The organism is Paenibacillus sp. FSL R5-0378 (assembly GCF_038009285.1).
Classification (GTDB): domain Bacteria; phylum Bacillota; class Bacilli; order Paenibacillales; family Paenibacillaceae; genus Paenibacillus_AQ; species Paenibacillus_AQ favisporus.
The window spans coordinates 4641119-4659697 of the sequence record NZ_JBBPAY010000001.1 but is presented as its reverse complement, the minus strand read 5'-3'; the positions used below and the strand labels follow the sequence as shown (position 1 = coordinate 4659697).

Sequence of the window (18579 nt, the reverse complement as noted above, 5' to 3'; positions counted from 1 at the left end):
TTTGGATGGCACGTTGGTCGAGGATTCCATTGAATATTATAAGCAGAATAAAACTTGCCCGATGTCATACGGCCAATCGATGACGTTGCTTAGGATGGTGGAGACTTAGAAGCATGTGTAGCTGTTGTGGCTGCATTGCGGTATTGGCTGGGTGAGAATCCAACCATATGCTTAAACATTTTATTGAAGAAACTTAAGTCCTCGTAGCCGACATCCTGGGCAACTTCCATAATTTTGCGATCGGACTGCTCCAGCAGCTGCTTCGCCACTCGAATGCGTGTTTCGTTGCGGAATTCAGTGAATGTCTTGCCGATATATTGCTTAAATTTGGTTGAGAATCCGGTCTGACTCATCCGGCACATCTCGCTGACCTGAGCAAGCGTTAACGGCTGTGCGTAATGCTTGCGAATAAACTCGCTGATGTGCAGGATGACCTTCTCGTCAGACGATAATTCCTGCAGGGGGGAATGCTTCCGGTCGTGATGGCAGCGGCTCAAAAAAATAAAGAGTTCAATCAGGCGCGTCTTCGTCAAAATACGATATCCAAGCTTTTTTTCTTTGAAATCGAGAATCAAGCGATGGAGAAGGGATTCCATTTCGATCTGTTCATAAGGCTTCAATCGGAGATTCCCTTGAAAACGTACTGTCTTTCGAAGAAAGGGTTCCAAGTAGAAGAAGTCTACGAAGGAGGCGACATCGGCGAGCGGTTCCAATTCGCGCCGTAACAACTCGGGTTGAAAGAGCACGTTATATACGACCGGGAGATGCGCATGGCCCGCTCGATAAGCATGCTCCTCATCCGGCTCGATCATGAAAACGTCGCCTTCCGCAATATTGTAGTACTCTCCCTTATAGTAATGCTCTCCTTGTCCTTGGGCAACGTAAGCAAGCTCGATGAAGTCATGCGAATGGGAGGGGACGATCTCCCCCGAGTTGAATCGGTAGGGAGCGGCATGAAACAAGAAATCACGGCTTTCTAGGAACTTTCCGCTGTCCATTCGTGTCATGTGATCATCTCCAATATTTTACATAGGCCTAATCATAACTAAATTATAACGCTTTGCAGGCAAACGGGTAAGACAGAAAAGGCGGGCTAGATCGAATGACCCCGCCCGCTTTCGTGTCTATGTCTGTTTGGCGACCAAAGGAAATAAACCGCCGCCGAACGGTTTCCCTCCCTCAAGACCAACATGGTCTGTTACTAGGTGGCTTTTGCCGCTGTAAATGGTCCCGTCAGGCATGTAAATGATTGCCAATACACGTCTTGGTTCGTCGCTTTGATTCGCGTGTGCGAAGTGGAAGGTGAGACCATGGTGGAACGTGCAGCTGCCTCGTTTCAACGGGACCTTCACCGGCTTCGTCTTCTCCAGCTCTGTTCCTTTGATCTGATCATATAAGTCCTGAGGGTCTGCTAAGTTAATCCCCCGCAGCGTGCCTACCTTATGGGAGCCAGGAACAAACATCATGCAGCCGTTATGTTCGTCGACATCATGCATTGGAATCCAGACAGACAAGGCGCCGGGTGCAGTCATCGGCCAATACGGAAAATCCTGATGCCAGGCCGTCGGCTTGGAATCCTGCGGCATCTTCCATAATCCGTGGTCATGGAAGAGGCGAATGCCGCTCGCACCGCTTAGCTTCATTGCCATCTTAGCCAGCTTCGGGTGAAATGTGTAACGGCTCATACCGCCATGATCGCGCCAAAGGTTTACTTTCTGGTTTAATACCTTGTAGTAGCTTTCGCCTTTGACAGAGGTGGCTACCGAATGATTACTTTCCTGTGACATGGCTTCCTCCAAAAACTCGGATAATTCATTCATTTCTTCTTCCGTTAGGGCATTCTCGATTTCAACGAAACCATTCTCCTGATAAAAATCAATTTTGCTTTGCGGTAACAGTACTTCCATCGCGATAACTCCTTCCAACGTATAGGGTGGTCATCTTTGATAACACATTACCAGAGGAATATGTTCTAATTCTTGGTTTTTTCTACAATACAGTAAGGTTATTTTTCAAATAGCTGTATGTGCAAGCAGAAAAAAACGCTCATTAAATGAGCGTCAACCAATCAATGATTACAACGGTTATTGATAACGAAGATTAGTTACTATCCGTTCGTTCACTTATTTTCTTATTTGCCTGCATATCTTCAAGCAGCTTGTTATATTTTTCGGTTGCCCGCTGGTATGCGTCGGATCCTAGAAATAAGCAGGTCGGTGGATTGTCGGATTCTACCAGCTCGATAAAGACTTCAGCAGCCTTTTCCGGATCACCAAGCTGCTTGCCATGATTTGCAGCAAATTGTTTAATACCTTCGTGGAGAGGAAGATAATCCGCTATTTTATAATCCGCGACAACAAGAGATTCGGCTGAGTTAAACTCAGTTCTAAATCCTCCCGGCGCAACAACCGTTACATTAATGCCCATAGATCTAACATCCTGGGCTAACACATCAGACATCCCAATAATAGCCGACTTTGTGGCAGCATAAATACTCCATCCCGTGTGTGGAGCAACTCCAGCGATCGATGAAATATTAATGATGTGGCCATAGCGTTTCGTCCTCATGTAGGGTAGAACACTTTGGATCACGTAAATACTGCCAAACACATTAACTTCGAAGTTTGACATGATTTCTTGTTGTGACAGTTCCTCAATTGCTCCTCCAATTCCGTATCCGGCGTTATTGACCGCCACATCGATTTGTCCGAAATATTCGTATGCCAATTTCACGGATTGATCAATAGACTCGGAACTTTTCAGATCCACTTGCAATGGCAAAAAACGATCCTCGGGGACCTGGCCAACAGCTCGTTTCAGCTCCTCTAAGTTTCTTGATGTAGCAGCGACCCGGTAATTGTTACTTAACAACTTTTTTACAAGAGCAAGTCCAAGACCTTTCGAAGCTCCTGTAACATACCATACCTTTTGATCCAGCAATGATATCTCATCCTTTCATTTAAGATGTGTTTATTATGTATCAGCACCTGCTCTGACCTGTATAAGAAAACTTTCAACATTATGCCTATTCTTGTCATACTATTAACAAACACAATGCTTTACTTTATATTTAAAAGCATGAGAGACATCATATTAGAGCAGAGGTGCTCCGTGTGACCGAAATCGCTTTGCAACAACAAGAGTTAGCGGGACTCATCAAAAAGTTCACCGGAAAAGATGGGGACCATAAAACCCTAATTCCTTCACTCCATCTCATCCAAGACTCCAAAGCAATGGTCCCAATATGTAGGATTCAAAAGCCCTCCTTATGCATTGTGGCCCAAGGTGAAAAAATAATCATTCTGGGCAATGAAAGTTACAAATACGGGGTTAGCGATTATTTAGCTGTGTCTTTAGACGTGCCCATATCGGGACAGGTGATCAAACCTTCACCGGAAGCTCCATTTTTGTCAATCAGGCTTGATCTTGATGCAGGAGAGATTTTTGAAATCATGAAGGAGACCCATCTGTTTCCAGAAAGCATAGAGCATTATCCGAAAAGTTTATTTGTTGGTAAAATGAACATTAATCTTCTTGATGCAGTTATTCGGCTAGTAAGACTATTGGATACCCCAAAAGATATTTTAGCGCTAGCACCATTAATCATTAAGGAAATCATATATAGGTTACTTACTGAAAAGGAGGGGGATGTTTTCAAGCAAATTGCTACATCTGGGAGTCATTTTGCAACGATTGCAGAGGTCGTAGAACGGATTAAAACAAACTTTGACAAACCTTTACGCATTAATGAATTAGCGCAGATCGCCAATATGAGTACTTCATCTCTGTATCGGCATTTCAAGCAAGTCACTGCGATGACACCCGTTCAATATCAGAAACAGCTGCGATTACAAGAAGGGCGGCGACTTTTAATAACTGATAAATACAACGTCGCAGATGTCGCATTTCATGTCGGCTACGAAAGTCCTTCTCAATTCAGTCGCGAATATGCCCGATTATTTGGTTGTCCTCCGTCTACCGATATTTTACGAATGCAGTCCACAACTAATTTGTCTACTAGTTAAAAGATCAGTTGGTTAAATATATTATAAGTTGTTGTATAACAAGTATTCTTCATTGGGCTAATGTAAAAGGCTTTCATCATTGATATATTGGGGAGAGGTTGACGTTCATGTTGGCTGAGCGATTTATTAATGACAATCTTGGAAAGTGTTTGCTTAACCGGGATAATTACCGACCGTTTCCTACAATTGAAGACCGAAATCAATGGAACCAGCTACCATTGAATCTTAGGTCTTATTGGATCAATGAAGCCACAAGTAAGCTTCATTATACATGGCCTACTATAACTGCCACTCAATATATGGATTATAGCAGAACGGGTAATCGGGTCGATTTTGACAATGCTTCGTGGAAAAGAAGAGAGGTGCTGGCTTCTTTAGTCATCGCCGAATGTTTTGAAAAAATCAGGGACGCTTCATGGATGATATCATAAACGAAATATGGTGTATATGTGAAGAAACATTCTGGGGGATCCCTGGCCACGGTTATATGATGAAGAGGCAGGATCCACTTCCAGACATATCGGATCAGATCATTGAATTATTCTCTGCCGAGACGGCCGCGCTGCTTGCATGGAATTATTATCTGCTGAAAACCAAATTGGATGGAATAAGCATTATGGTAAGCGAGCGTATACAGCACGAGGTGAAAAGGAGGATTCTTGATCCTTATTTACAGCGGAATGATTTTTGGTGGATGGGTTTCAATCAGGAGAAGATGCTGAACAACTGGAATTCATGGTGCAATTCAAACTGCTTAGCTGCGTTTTTGTTGTTGGAAGACGACCCCAATCGACGGGAAGCAGCGGTGGTCAAGGCGATGAGAAGCTTAGATATGTATCTACATAGACTCCCTTCAGACGGCGGTTGTGAGGAAGGTCCGAAGTATTGGATGTATGCCGGAGGAACGATTTTTGATAGTCTGGAACTGCTTCACGGCGTTTCCGGCGGTAAAATTGATGTATTCCAAGAACCTCTAATTAGGCACATTGGATGTTATATTTACAAAGCTTTTATCGATGACTCGTATTTTGTCAACTTCGCTGACAGCCAGGCACAAGTCCATATCCCCGCGGAACTTACATATCGATATGGACGCCGTATTGGAGATTCGAGGTTGTGTGAGCTTGGAGCAAGGGTCCAGAGAATGAAGCGGGAAGAAGGGACCCGCTTAGAGTTTTCATCCATGTTTCGCCTTTTGCCGGCTTTATTTAATTATACGGAAGTAGAGCAATATTCCGGAAAATCTCCTTATATTCGAGATGCATGGTTTGACAGCATTCAAATCATGGTGGCACGAGAGCAGGAGGGTTCGTCCAAAGGGCTATTCCTAGCTGCCAAGGGCGGTCATAACGGTGAAAGCCATAATCACAATGACATCGGACAATTCATTGTATATTGTAATGGCTCCCCGATGATAATTGATCCCGGAATAATGACCTATACATCTAAATCGTTTTTCTCGGAGCGGTATACCCTATGGACGATGCAATCCGGATATCACAATCTCCCTATAGTAAATGGCGTTCAGCAACAGGACGGAAGACAATTTAGGGCCGATGAAGTCGAGTATACCCTGAATGATAAAGTTACATCGTTATCCATGAATATCGCGGGAGCCTACCCCGAATTCGCCGGAATAAGAAGCTGGATACGATCAGTTTATCGTGATTTGTCCCCGAATATTAAAATCAGTGATAATTTTCTTCTAAATCAAGTGACGGATGATATCACACAGATTCTAATAACGCCTCACCCTCCTCAAACCCAAGAAAATGGGAATATTATCCTTCAAGATAAAAATCACAATAGGGTAAAAATACAATATGACAGCGAAATGTATGCGTACTCAGTAGAAAAAATATTACTCGAGGACGAAATTATGAGAGAGATATGGGGAGATACCTTGTATCGGATGAAGCTTACAGCCATTATACCTGCCGCTCAGGGTGAGTGTGTAATCAGGATAAGCAGATAGTGGCGTTATGCTAAAATGATGAGCAGGGAACGGAGACTTTAGTTAAACAATAGAGGAGCATATCCTCGTCGGCGACTGCTCCATTTTTTATTGCGCTAAAAGGCTTTTTGATGATCCTGTAGTGCTCATCTTCGTCAGACGCTGCCTACCAAATTGGCCAAAAGAGCCAGTCCAGAGAACAACATACCATCGATTGCCGTCGTTTGCCCTCCAAAACCCTATCGTCGAGCAGATGGTTCCTCATAGCTTTGCAAGCCAGCATCGCGCAAAGTTCTTCCGACAAAGCCCAACTCTCGACGTGCAGCGGTATCGTTGACGGTGAACTCACGCCCAATCATGCGTATCATCGAGCGTGAGATCGGCGGATCGCCGTTTTTCCGCGTGACGGCCCAGATCGTGTCGAACAGCCGGCCAATGGCAGAGACGAGCCAGTAGGGCATCGAACGCACCTTATCGATGGACAGGCCCTGCAAGTTCGCAAGCGAGGCGACGAACTCACGGAAAGTCTGCCCTTCCTGGTCTTTGATGAAGAAGGCATGGCCGCCTTCCCCGCGTTCAAGAGCGCATTGTATGGCTTCAATCACATTGTCCACATGGCAGGTTGAAAAAGGGTAATCGCCGCGGTCGATGAACGCGAACTGTCCAGATCCGACTGCTTCGGGAAGTGCTCGGCTAAACGGATCACCAGGCCCCCAGATAGCCGGTGGGCGAAGCGCGATCGTGCGAAAGCCGGGTTTGTTGGCTGCCAGAACCAATGAGTCGGCCCGTGCCTTGCTCGCCAGGTAGGCGGAGAAGTGGTTCGGGAAAGTCGGCGCGCTTTCATCGGCGTCGCGGATGAGCGTACCGCCGTTATCCATGTGGATCCCCGCCGCGCTGATGTAGACGAATGTCTTCGCACAGGCAGACTCGGCTGCCCTCAGCAAGGCTGCGGTGCCATCGATGTTGGTACGGAAGAAGGGTTCGCGAGGCCCTGAAAAGCGGAAAAGGGCGGCAGCATGCACAACCGCATCGATCATCGGTAACACGATTGGCGTGCTGCTTTCGAGATCGGCATCGACAGGCGTCGCACCCATGGCCTTGAGTATGGCGTGAGATGATACAGAGCGTGTGAGGGCGAATATTTGGTGACCATCCTCCACGAGCTTCGGGATCATGCGGCTGCCGAGCAAGCCGGTGCCTCCCGTGACGAGAATTTTCATTGTGAGTGATCATCCTTTCGGTTCGGAATTCAGGAGAGACCGCATGGCGCCGCCGCGGATTTGCTCAAGAACCGCAGAAGTGGGAGGTTCCACCTTGCGCAGCGATCTGTAACGTGAAGCAGGGATGCAGCGTCCCAGCCTTCGCAGAGCGCTATCACCGAATCGGCATCATCGTATTGTGGGGTGCATCCTTCATAGAATTTTCCTTCTCTCCATCTTTTGAATATTTATCTAGCGATCTTAGCGAAGTGCTCCAGCGTACGAACCAATTGGGCTGTATAAGACATTTCGTTATCGTACCAAGCTACGGTTTTCACCAATTGCTGGTCACCGACGGTCAGAACATTCGTCTGCGTGGCGTCGAAGAGCGAACCGAATGTGATGCCTTTGATATCGGAAGATACAATTTCGTCTTCCGTGTAACCGAAAGTTTCTGGATCGGAAGCTTCTTTCATCGCATCGTTAACTTGCTCAACCGTTACCTTGGTATTCAAAACGGCAACGAGTTCAGTCACGGAACCTGTTGGTACAGGTACACGTTGAGATGCCCCATCCAGTTTGCCCTTCAGTTCTGGAAGAACCAGGCCAATGGCTCTTGCAGCACCGGTGGAGTAGGGAACGATGTTCTCCGCTGAGGCGCGAGCAGCTCGGAAATCGCCTTTTGGATCCGGAGCGTCAAGCGTGTTCTGGTTACCCGTGTATGCGTGAATGGTCGTCATCAGCCCGGATTGGATACCGAACTTGTCGTGCAGAGCTTTAGCCATAGGGGCCAGGCAGTTGGTTGTGCAGGAAGCGCCGGAAATGACGGTTTCCGTTCCGTCCAGGGTGTCATGGTTCACGTTGTATACGATCGTCTTCATGTCGCCTGTAGCAGGGGCGGAAATGACGACTTTCTTCGCTCCGCCTTTCAGGTGAAGCTCGGCTTTTTCTTTTGTGGTGAAGAAGCCTGTACATTCGAGAACAATATCAACGCCAAGCTCACCCCAAGGAAGATCTTCAGGATTCCGCTTAGCAAAACCTTAACCTCTTTGCCGTTTACTTTGAAGGTTCCGTCATGGACTTCAATGTCACCGTGAAAAGTGCCTTGCGTCGTATCATATCTGAGCAGATGTGCTAACATTTTAGCGTTCGTAAGGTCGTTAATTGCTACAACCTCGACGCCTTCCACATCTTGAATTCGGCGAAAAGCGAGTCGTCCGATTCGTCCAAAACCGTTTATACCTACTTTTACAGTCACTGAAAAATCCCCCTATAAGTTTTATTTATTCCAACAAGCCGATGCCTGCAATGGAATAAAAATGACCCAGCGCTATTTCATTCTGGAATGGCTTACTGTATAATGCGAAAAGAGACCGATCGGTATTTTTTATATTAGCATGATATGAGTGAATTGCAAGGACGAATTGGGTAATTCGTTTAAAACAAATGAAATAAAATACGGTTCATACGGAGGAGCTCATGAAAAAAGGGGACAGAACAAGGGAACACATCATTATGAAATCGGCTGAAATTTTTAACCAGAGAGGATATGCCGGTACATCGCTAAACGATATTATTGCCGACACAAGAATTAAGAAGGGGGGCATCTATCGACATTTTGCCAGTAAAGACGAGATCGCGCTTGAAGCCTACAATTATGCTGCCAGTATGGTCGCCAGTAAATTTTCTGAAGCGGTCGATCAAGAGCAGTCTGCGTCAGGAAAGTTGGTTGCTTTTTTTCGTGTCTATGAGAATGTCGTCGACGATCCGCCATTTATTGGCGGATGTCCCATGCAGAATACAGCTGTAGAAAGTGACGATACTCATTCGGAGCTTTGTGGTCAGGCAAGGCAAGGGATGCATACCTTCTTGGATATGATGAAAAGTATTATTCGGGACGGCATTCAAGCTGGGGAGTTTAGGGAGGATCTGGATGTGGATGCGCTAGCATCATTTACATTTTCCTTGTTGGAAGGAGGGATTTTACTCAGCAAGTTGGATGGGGATAACAAGCACATGCTAATGAATACACAAATCTTCTCATCCTATTTGCAGCAATGCTGCCTAAAGACCTGTTAATCTGGTGTACTGGCACATCGGAAGGGAATTGGGCAGCTGTCTTATGCAATAGCCCAAACGGGTGGTTTTTGTATTTTTCACGGAGTTGTAAGAAAGAATTGATTTTTACTTGAACGTTTAGAGGAGAAGGTGTGACCACGATTGCAAGGCTAAACGTCGAATATATAATAAATTTTAAATATCAGGTTTTGTAATCTTTCAACTGCATTTCTCACACATTTGGGGAAATGCCAACTTACTATGTGAAAAAGTTCTCTTTTTATTCACGAAGGAGCAGAGCATAAGTTAGCCCCCGTAGGTCGTAAGGTTTTACGTCTAAACCTGATGTTTTCATTTTTTATTTTGTGTACAGGAACAGCGTGGAAGGGAGGAAGTTAATATGGGAATCGATACGGTGCTATGGAGTAAACTCGTGACTGGAATGACACTAGGATTCCACGCTATTTTCGCGACACTTGGCGTGGGTATTCCATTAATGATTTCACTCGCCGAGTTTATCGGTATTCGTAAGAAAGATCTTCATTATATTCTAATGGCAAAGAGGTGGTCACGAGGGTTCGTTATCTCTGTTGCAGTAGGCGTAGTCACAGGAACAGCAATTTCGTTACAACTCTCCTTGGTATGGCCCAATTTCATGAAACTTGCGGGAAATGTTATTGCGCTTCCGTTGTTTATGGAAGTGTTCGCCTTCTTTTTTGAAGCCATTTTCCTTGGGATATATCTGTACACGTGGGAACGATTTAAAAACCCGATGATGCATTGGTTACTAACGATTCCTGTTGTCGTCGGTGCAGGGATGTCAGCAGTATTTATCACGACAGTTAACGGATTTATGAATCAACCAGGGGGATTTACGTTCGAAGGAGGACAATTCACAGCCGTTGACCCCGTTCAAGCCATGCTGAGTACGGCAACATTCTCCAAAGTGTTTCATGTATTAAGTTCGGCCTATTTAACAGGAGCTGCTCTGCTGGCAGGTGTTGCAGCATTTGCAATACTTCGAAAAGGGGTTTCAGTATACCACAAAAAAGCCTTAAAACTGATGATGGCTGTCGTTTTGTTGTTCAGTTTAGTAAACACATTAGCCGGAGACGTATCCGCTAAGTTTTTGGCCGAACATCAACCTGAAAAACTTGCGGCTGCCGAATGGCATTTTGAAACGGAAAGCGGCGCAGATTTGATATTTTTAGGATGGCTTAATGCTGAGCATGAAATTATAGGAGCACTCCACCTTCCCAAATTTCTGAGTTTCTTGGCTTTTGGAGATTTCAATGCGGAAGTAACGGGTCTTAATGAGTTTCCTATCGATGAACAACCATCACTCGTGGTTCATTATTTTTTCGATTTAATGGCAACCATTGGATTTTTATTCTTAGGCATTTCCTTTCTGTATTTCCTATTTGTATTTTGGAAAAAGCGTAACGAACTCAACAAGTGGATACTGCGAATGATTGCATTAGGAGCACCACTTGCTTTTTTAGGAGTTGAACTGGGGTGGTTTTACGCAGAACTCGGCAGGCAGCCTTGGATTATCCGAGGATATATGCGTGTAGAGGAAGCGGCTACGACATCCCCAAGCGTCAGGATCCTTTTTTTCTTTTTCCTTCTACTATACATCGTATTGGGAACCGTTAGTGTTCTTGTGCTTCGTCGCATGTTCTATAACAATCCGGCTGAAGTTGAGATGGAGACGTGGACGCAGCGTGCAAGCGACAAATCAACATTGAAGGGTGAGCACACATGATGAATTACGAATTGATTGGAATTTCCGTGCTCTGGTTGTTTTTGTACGGATATATCATCATCGCTTCCATTGATTTTGGCGCAGGTTTCTTTGCCTTTTATGCTCGTTTAACCAAACAGGATCATGTCATCAATAAACTGATTTCTCGTTACTTATCGCCAGTTTGGGAAATCACGAATGTATTTTTCGTTTTTTTCTACATTGGCATCATCGGCTTTTTCCCGGAAACCTCCTATTATTATGGATCAGCCATGCTTGTCCCAGGAAGTCTTGCGGTCATTTTGCTCGCTATACGCGGTTCATTCTATGCATTTGAAAATTATGGCTCCAAACATAATATGGTTTATCTGTTTCTGTATGGAGCAACCGGAGTGCTTATTCCTGCTTCCTTGTCAGTGGCGCTGACATTATCCGAAGGCGGATTTATCTTGAAACAAGGAGAGACGGCCTCGTTGGATTACTGGGCACTATTGAGCAGTCCACTGTCTTGGAGCATCGTTGGACTGGCTATCGTATCTGTTTTATTCATTAGCGCTGCTTTTCTCGCTTTTTACGCTTCGCGCGCTGAAGATCATGCTGCATTGAAATTGATGCGAACCTATGCGCTTTTTTGGAGCACGCCTACAATCGTTATCGCACTGACAGCATTTATTTTTTTAGGTCAGCACAATGAGCGGCATTTCCAAAATATGATGGATTTATGGTGGCTGCTCGCGCTCTCCGTTGCCTTTTTCATGATTGCCATGTGGTTATTATACCGAGGATACCGTTACGGGATGGCGTTTATATGCATCATGCTGCAATTCTTCAGTGCTTTTTTTGCTTACGGCATTGGGCAATATCCTTACATTCTTGATCCATACATCACCATTCAAAGCAGTGTCACCTCTTCGTCTATGGGATTCGCACTGGTTGTGGCGTTTATCGGTGGTATGTGTCTCTTAGTTCCTTCATTGATCTTGGTCTTCAGGCTTTTTCTGTTTGATGCGGATTATGTGAAAGGAAACAAATAGAAATAGTACATTGTTTCTTACGGGAATATTCCCTCAAGGCCACTTTCCGGAAGGAGGAGAGTTTTTACGTGAAGAGAAATAAAAACTTCATTGCTCAACACATGTCTGCACAACGAAAATATGTTGTTCTTCTTGGCATCATATCCTTTGCACTTGGTACAGCCATTGTTGGTCAGGCTGCGTTGCTTGCAGAAGCCATTCAGCGTATCTTCGTGGAAAAAGCCTCTTTCTCATCCGTGGCTATGATCCTTGGCATGCTTTTGGCGATGATGGCATTACGAACATTGTTATCATTTGTCAATGGGAGAATTGGTCTTCATATGGCTGCCTCTGCAAAGACCAACATGCGTGAATCTGTTTTGCAAAACTTGACCCGTGTTTCCATGGGTTTAAGTCTTCAGGGACAGACGGGAGAGAGGGTCAGCGTAGCATTGGATGCAGTAGATGAGGCGGATAGTTATTTCAGTCAGTACATCCCGAAAATGGTGGAAGCCATGATCATTCCCATTTTGGTCCTGATCGTTACATTTACTCAACATGCCAACTCAGGTTGGATCATGATGTTTACGGCTCCGTTTATTCCGATATTCATGATCCTGGTGGGGCTAAAGACGAAAAATAAATCGGAAGAAAAATATGCGCAGCTGGCCAACTTTTCCGGTACGTTTTTGGATTCCCTTCAAGGGTTGGTTACATTGAAAATATTCGGGCGAACTCAGCGTCAGCAACAGGAGATAGAGCGCAGTAGTCTCAACTATCGTGACACAACCATGGATATTTTGAAAATCGCATTCATGAATACGTTCATGTTGGAATCCATTGTGATGCTTAGTATCGGTATTGTCGCCCTTGAGTTGGCCATTCAGTTGGTTGTTTTCAAATCAATGGCGTTTCACACGGCTTTACTCGTTCTGTTACTCGTTCCAGAATTTTATAATCTCTTAAAAAATACAGGCACCGCTTTCCATAGCGGGCGGACAAGCATGGGAGCGATCCGTAAGGTTGAGAGTATGCTTGAGAAGAATAGGGTAGAAGCGCATGTAAGCGATAGTAACGATCGGATGCCAAATTTTCAGTTGTCCCATGCAAAGACACTTCCGGTACCCCCTTCGATAGAATTAAAAAATGTACGATTTCAGTATGCTACTGATTCATTTGAATTCCACTCGGGAAGTGTGTTTATTAAACCGGGGGACAACATTGCCATTGTTGGTAAGAGTGGAGCCGGTAAAACGACACTTCTTCATCTTATTGCCGGTTTGCTGAAACCGGATTCGGGGGTCATTCTGGTTAATGGAAACCCACTCTCTCATGATCATGAAGAAGAATGGTTTAAACATGTTAGCTACATCACACAGCACCCTTACATTTTTGCTGGTACATTCGCAGAAAATATTGCGATCGGTGCAGGTAGGGACGTTTCTAGGGCAGAAATCGAGAAGGCCGCAGAGGAAGCCGGACTTACAGCGGTTGCAGCACAATTGGATAAGGGGTTTGATACATTCGTTGGCGAAGGCGGACGTGGGCTATCGGGTGGCGAAAAGCAACGTCTTGCCCTGGCACGCGCATTTTTGAAGCGACCTTCCATCATATTGTTCGATGAGCCTACAGTAGGGCTCGATTTGCGCACCGAAAGCATACTGCAACGTTCCATTTCCACATTGTCGAAAACGTCTACCATGATTACTGTGGCACATCGTTTATATACGATTCAACACGCCACCAACATTTTGTTTGTAGACCATGGATCGATCGTGGATTCAGGGTGTCACGAGGAACTTCTGAAACGCTTGCCCCAATATGCTGAAATGGTCGCTGTTCAACAAAAAGGAGAATTAGCATGAGTGAGCTGGCTATGTTATCGAAAGCGATGTTTCAAGAGCGGAAGGATATTATCTTTTCGATAATAGGAGGGTTTATTGCTGGAATAGCCGGTGTAGCTCTCTTTTCCGTAAGCGGGTATCTGATTTCTCAAACGGTATTTGCGCCACCGCTCTATACATTGATTATCCTTACCTCTCTTGTGAAATTTCTTGGTTTTCTCCGGTCGGTGAGCCGTTATGGAGAACGATTGTATACCCACCGGGCGACGTTCTCCATCCTCAGCCGTTTGCGAACTTCCTTTTTTGCTAAGCTCGTCCCTTTGACACCTGGAATACTGAATAAAAATCGAAGTGGGGACTTACTTGCACGGATCGTTGGAGATGTAGAAAGTTTACAACACTACTTTCTGCGCGTTGCATATCCGCCGCTTGTTGTAATGATGGTGTTTTTGGCAACGGTGCTTTTTACAGCTTCCTATTCCTTCTGGATTGCTGGTTTGCTGGTATTGGGAATGCTGATGACTTCACTGGTCGTGCCTGGAATCGTTCTGTTGGGACAGCGAAAAATTCATGAGCGCGTCCGCGAGCAGCGGTCGAAACTGTCCACGGAAATCACAGAAACACTGTATGGATTTCGTGATTTAAAGATTTATGGGCAGTTGGCACAGCGTGAGGAGCAGCTTCAGCGCTATTCAGCTTCATTGGCAGCTGAACAGCAACGAGCTGCTGTCCAATTGTTACGGGGACAATCCATGCAAGTTTTTGTTACATTTTTTGTTGCTTGGGGTGTGCTGACGCTCAGTGCCTATTTGATTCTGGACGGAAGACTTGCTGGCGTATTTCTTGCCATGCTGGTCATGGCCACGCAAACCGTTTTCGAAGAGGCAGCTCCTTTGGCCGTATTACCTGCATATAAGCAAGATAGCGAACATGCAGCCAATCGGCTGACGGAAACAATACCATCTCAAGCTGCAACATTACGATCAAGTAAGTCTGAGTCTTTGCCAACCGATTTACCTGTATCCATTGAAATAAGCAATGTTACTTTTCAATATGAGGGGGAGTGGCGGCCAGCACTATTGAATTTCTCACTGCAACTTGCTGCAGGTTCTAAAACAGCGATTGTTGGGCCGAGCGGGTCAGGAAAATCTACATTAATCGAGTTGTTGCTCAAACTGCGAACAACAACATCGGGGAATATACGCATAAACAAAGTCTTGATTAACGAATTGGATGAGGAAAACATCTGGGAATTGACAAATGTAGTGTTGCAACAAAGCCATTTTTTCAAAGGGACGCTTCGTGAAAATCTGCTGGAGAATGCAGATGAACATTCTGACGAGGAGCTAATGGAGGTACTTGCTAAAGCCCAATTACCAAATGTTTTGCTAAACCAGGTGGTCTATGAGAAAGGTGAAAACTTATCCGATGGAGAAAAACAGCGTCTTGCCTTAGCACGAGCCATGCTGCGCAAAAGACATCTGTGGTTGCTGGACGAACCAACGTCTTCTCTGGACTATGTAACCGAGCAACGCGTTCTAAAGCAATTGTACGAGCAAGCGAGCGGAGATACACTTCTTCTCATTTGTCATCGCCTCACCGGTTTAGAGAAGATGGATCAGATTGTCGTCATGGAGCAGGGCGAAATTGTGGAGATCGGTTCATTTAAGGAATTGATGGAACAGAAGGGATACTTTTATAAGTTAAAACAGATTGAACTACAGATGATTGGTGAATCTGGGGTTTAAACCGCTTGAGCTCCTGTAAGCTAACTGGTTGATTCCGTTCACTCAGGCGTAGGAGGGCGATTAAAAATGATAACAAACCATAGAAGAGTTTTACTGGTTGATGACGAGACACGCATTCGCAACATTCTACGAATGTATTTGGAGTTCGAAGGATTCATAGTCGAAGAAGCATCGAATGGTACACAAGCCATCGAAAGATATGGTGAGAACCACGCAAATTATGATTTGATCGTGCTGGATTGGTTACTGCCTGACATGAATGGGATCGAGATTTGCAAGTGTATGAAACAAACACAACCTGATATTCCGATTCTGTTGTTATCTGGGCGATCGGAAGAAAAGGACCGCATTGAAGGTTTTGAAGCCGGAGCAGACGATTACGTCATCAAGCCATTTAGCCCGAGGGAAATTGTGCTGCGTATCCAAAACATGATAACCCGTGTATATTCTCCCAGTCCCTATGTTTCTGAAACCGGTGATTTGCTAAATAACGGTTTTAAGATTGGTGAAATTGTGCTTTATCCTTCAGCACGCCGTGTTATGGTGAAACAAAATGAGGTCCATCTGACTCCGAAAGAATATGATCTGCTCTATTTCCTGATCACACATCAAGAAAAAGTTTATTCTCGTGAAGTATTGCATACTGAAATTTGGAAGTCATCGCACAGAGAGATTTACGACCGGCGTACAGTAGATACCCACATTAAACGCCTGCGTGATAAGCTATTCTCCTATTACCCGGAAGGAAATGGATGGATTCAGACATTATGGGGACATGGGTATATGTTCAAAAAAATTTAATTTTTGGGATATCAAATATAAAAAATGCATAAAAAATGTTTGCCGAAAAAGACAAGAACATGTATGGTTAACTTAATTATTAATTACCAAATGCGATGAAGAGGACAAGTAGATCAGGAAACGCCGTTCAGAGAACTGCCGGTTGGTGCGAGGCAGCGGATATCCGAATCAAAAATCACCTCAGAGCTGGCCTCCGAACTATAGTAGATGGGCCCGGGATTCTACCGTTACAAAGAAGCATCGTTGTTGGACGATGGCTAAAGAGGGCGTTTATTATAAACGTCAATCAGGGTGGTAACGCGGAGCAACTCCGTCCCTAATGGGATGGGGTTTTTTTGCGTCTTCATAAAATAATAATTAAATTGGAGGGTTATCGAATGAGTAAATTGATGTTACAGTACGTATGACATTACGGCAACTTGAATTTGATGATGCTGAAGCATTGGGTAGGGATTGGTGTAGTTTAACAGGCTGGGTTAAATATCAGGAATTGAGCAGATGAAAGGGTGATATTGCAATGCAATTCAAGTTGTATACGGATGTGCATGAGTTTTACAATGACACCTATGATGTGCTGATGCGTCATGAAGCACAAAATTTGATTCCTCTTGGCAATATCATCATTGGGCATGAAGGAAAAGACAAAACAGACTGGCGTGACCCTGTAAATTGGCTTATGGCAACTATTTCGGATGCTAAAGGCATACAGCTTACCGCCATAATGACTCCGCCACACAATATTACGCTTTATGCAACAGACAACATCATTAACCCGGATGCGATAAACTGTCTGATAGACGGGCTGAAAGACCGTGAAATTCCAGGTGTGATAACTGAAAAAACCTTGGCAGAATATTTTGCCAAAGAATATACCTTGCGCAAGGGAATAACCTTTAAAACAACCATGAACCAACGTATATATGAACTTACGGCAGTAAACCCAGACATTCAAAAGGTTGGTATCGTTCGATTGCTGGATGAAAAGGATATTCACTTTTTCCCTTACTGGGCTGAAGCATTTTATGCAGCGGGGAGTTTTGGCAAAACAGAAATGTCCATCCCGCAAAATGCAGACCCTTACCTCTACCGAATAGCATCAAAAAAGCTCTATATTTTAGAGGACAACGGGATACCCGTTTCTATGGCAGGATATACAAGGGAAATGCAGACGGCTATTGGCGTGGCATTTGTATATACCCCTCCATATGAGCGCAGGAAGGGTTACGCTACTTCAATTGTAGCGCAAATAAGCCAACTTGCACTGGATAAAGGGTTTACTAAGTGCGTCTTATATACAGACCTAGCAAATCCCACATCTAATAGCATCTATCAAAAGATAGGCTATATGCCAATTTGTGATTCGCTCCAGTTAAAATTTGAATAGTACAATGATGCGGACAGAACTTCTGCTACCTTAGAAAATAAGAGCATCATATAGAGTTATCATGAAATCACTTGGAGTTATAGGGGGAAACACATTCTATGTTAGGCGCTGAGATCAGCATAATGGAGTATTTTACGGAGCAAAACATCGAACTCCTTTTGGAGCGTTTCCGCTCGCTGGGGCCGCTGCCCGGCATTCTGCTAACTTTTCTAAAGTCTTTCGTTCCGCCGCTGCCTACTATCATGATTGTCGGCGCCAATGCCGCCATCTATGGATTGTGGCTGGGTTTTTTATATTCGTGGATCGGCCTTGTAACGGGCAGTTTTCTTACGTTTTGGCTTTTTCGCAAAGCGTCGGATACACCATTTATTCAACGCTGGGCGGTCAGGCCCAAAGTACGGATGGCCATGGTATGGGCGCAGAGGAACGGGTTTAGCTTCGTTTTTCTCTTAAGCATGCTCCCGATAGGACCGTTCGTAGTTATAAACATGGCCGCGGGATTAACGCGAATGCCGACATTTTCCTTTGCGGCAGCCGTAACTCTAGGCAAAGGTGTCATGGTATTCTGCGTTTCCTATATCGGAATGCATCTGTCCGATTTTATTGCCCAGCCCGTCAAGTTAATCGGAGTAGCGTTGTTTATTGCGGCTTCCATATGGTTGAACCGGAGGCTGCAGGCCTATTTTACGTCCTCGGCAGCTGTGGCATCCGAGCCCTCAAACACTATGGAATAAAGCGGGGAGAGAACTTGGAGATAGATTATAAATATTAGAACAATGAAGGGGTATGCTGCCAGATTGATTTGGTCA

14 protein-coding genes, 1 pseudogene and 1 other annotated feature are annotated in these 18579 nt (G+C 44.8%); of the genes and pseudogenes, 10 read left to right on the top strand and 5 right to left on the bottom strand.

Annotation, left to right across the window (positions count from 1 at the left end):
* Nucleotides 1–89: 89 nt before the first annotated feature.
* From MKY74_RS21570 to MKY74_RS21560, 3 genes are all read right to left on the bottom strand, one after another.
* Entirely contained in the window at nt 90–1007 is a 918-nt protein-coding gene (locus MKY74_RS21570; RefSeq protein ID WP_076165154.1) for an AraC family transcriptional regulator, read from the bottom strand.
* 117 nt (nt 1008–1124) lie between these two features.
* Entirely contained in the window at nt 1125–1907 is a 783-nt protein-coding gene (locus tag MKY74_RS21565; protein WP_076165155.1) for a phytanoyl-CoA dioxygenase family protein, read from the bottom strand.
* A gap of 193 nt (nt 1908–2100) precedes the next feature.
* Complete coding sequence (locus tag MKY74_RS21560) at nt 2101–2940, bottom strand: SDR family NAD(P)-dependent oxidoreductase (RefSeq protein WP_076165157.1); 840 nt, start codon at nt 2938–2940, stop codon at nt 2101–2103.
* Nucleotides 2941–3113: 173 nt separating this feature from the next.
* Between MKY74_RS21560 and MKY74_RS21555 the strand changes: the two genes are divergently transcribed.
* Entirely contained in the window at nt 3114–4025 is a 912-nt protein-coding gene (locus MKY74_RS21555) for an AraC family transcriptional regulator (RefSeq protein ID WP_076165159.1), read from the top strand.
* Nucleotides 4026–4440: 415 nt separating this feature from the next.
* Complete coding sequence (locus MKY74_RS21550) at nt 4441–6000, top strand: heparinase II/III domain-containing protein (protein WP_076165162.1); 1560 nt, start codon at nt 4441–4443, stop codon at nt 5998–6000.
* A gap of 218 nt (nt 6001–6218) precedes the next feature.
* Here MKY74_RS21550 and MKY74_RS21545 read toward each other — a convergent pair whose 3' ends face one another.
* On the bottom strand, nt 6219–7199 hold the full coding sequence (locus tag MKY74_RS21545) for an NAD-dependent epimerase/dehydratase family protein (RefSeq protein WP_076165164.1): 981 nt from the start codon (nt 7197–7199) through the stop codon (nt 6219–6221).
* Nucleotides 7200–7426: 227 nt separating this feature from the next.
* Nucleotides 7427–8436, bottom strand: a pseudogene (gap, locus tag MKY74_RS21540) (type I glyceraldehyde-3-phosphate dehydrogenase).
* 221 nt (nt 8437–8657) lie between these two features.
* Between gap and MKY74_RS21535 the strand changes: the two are divergent.
* The 8 genes from MKY74_RS21535 (at nt 8658) to MKY74_RS21500 (ending at nt 18504) form a co-directional block, all read left to right on the top strand.
* On the top strand, nt 8658–9257 hold the full coding sequence (locus MKY74_RS21535) for a TetR/AcrR family transcriptional regulator (protein ID WP_076165166.1): 600 nt from the start codon (nt 8658–8660) through the stop codon (nt 9255–9257).
* Between the two features lie 379 nt (nt 9258–9636).
* Entirely contained in the window at nt 9637–11001 is a 1365-nt protein-coding gene (locus MKY74_RS21530; RefSeq protein ID WP_076165168.1) for a cytochrome ubiquinol oxidase subunit I, read from the top strand.
* Nucleotides 10998–12014 (top strand): cytochrome d ubiquinol oxidase subunit II, encoded by a 1017-nt coding sequence (locus MKY74_RS21525; protein WP_076165170.1) that lies wholly within the window; start codon nt 10998–11000, stop codon nt 12012–12014. Before MKY74_RS21530 ends, MKY74_RS21525 begins: the two co-directional genes overlap by 4 nt.
* A gap of 101 nt (nt 12015–12115) precedes the next feature.
* Nucleotides 12116–13858, top strand: coding sequence for a thiol reductant ABC exporter subunit CydD (gene cydD, locus MKY74_RS21520; RefSeq protein ID WP_144025377.1), 1743 nt, complete (start codon nt 12116–12118; stop codon nt 13856–13858).
* A complete protein-coding gene (cydC, locus tag MKY74_RS21515; protein WP_076165174.1) occupies nt 13855–15585 on the top strand; it encodes a thiol reductant ABC exporter subunit CydC in 1731 nt (576 codons plus the stop codon). Before cydD ends, cydC begins: the two co-directional genes overlap by 4 nt.
* A 66-nt stretch (nt 15586–15651) precedes the next feature.
* A complete protein-coding gene (locus MKY74_RS21510; RefSeq protein ID WP_076165176.1) occupies nt 15652–16386 on the top strand; it encodes a response regulator transcription factor in 735 nt (244 codons plus the stop codon).
* Nucleotides 16387–16472: 86 nt separating this feature from the next.
* Nucleotides 16473–16707 (top strand) — a binding site (T-box leader).
* A 196-nt stretch (nt 16708–16903) separates the two neighbouring features.
* On the top strand, nt 16904–17770 hold the full coding sequence (locus tag MKY74_RS21505) for a GNAT family N-acetyltransferase (protein ID WP_076165178.1): 867 nt from the start codon (nt 16904–16906) through the stop codon (nt 17768–17770).
* A gap of 98 nt (nt 17771–17868) precedes the next feature.
* Nucleotides 17869–18504 (top strand): TVP38/TMEM64 family protein, encoded by a 636-nt coding sequence (locus MKY74_RS21500; RefSeq protein ID WP_076165180.1) that lies wholly within the window; start codon nt 17869–17871, stop codon nt 18502–18504.
* Nucleotides 18505–18579 lie beyond the last annotated feature (75 nt).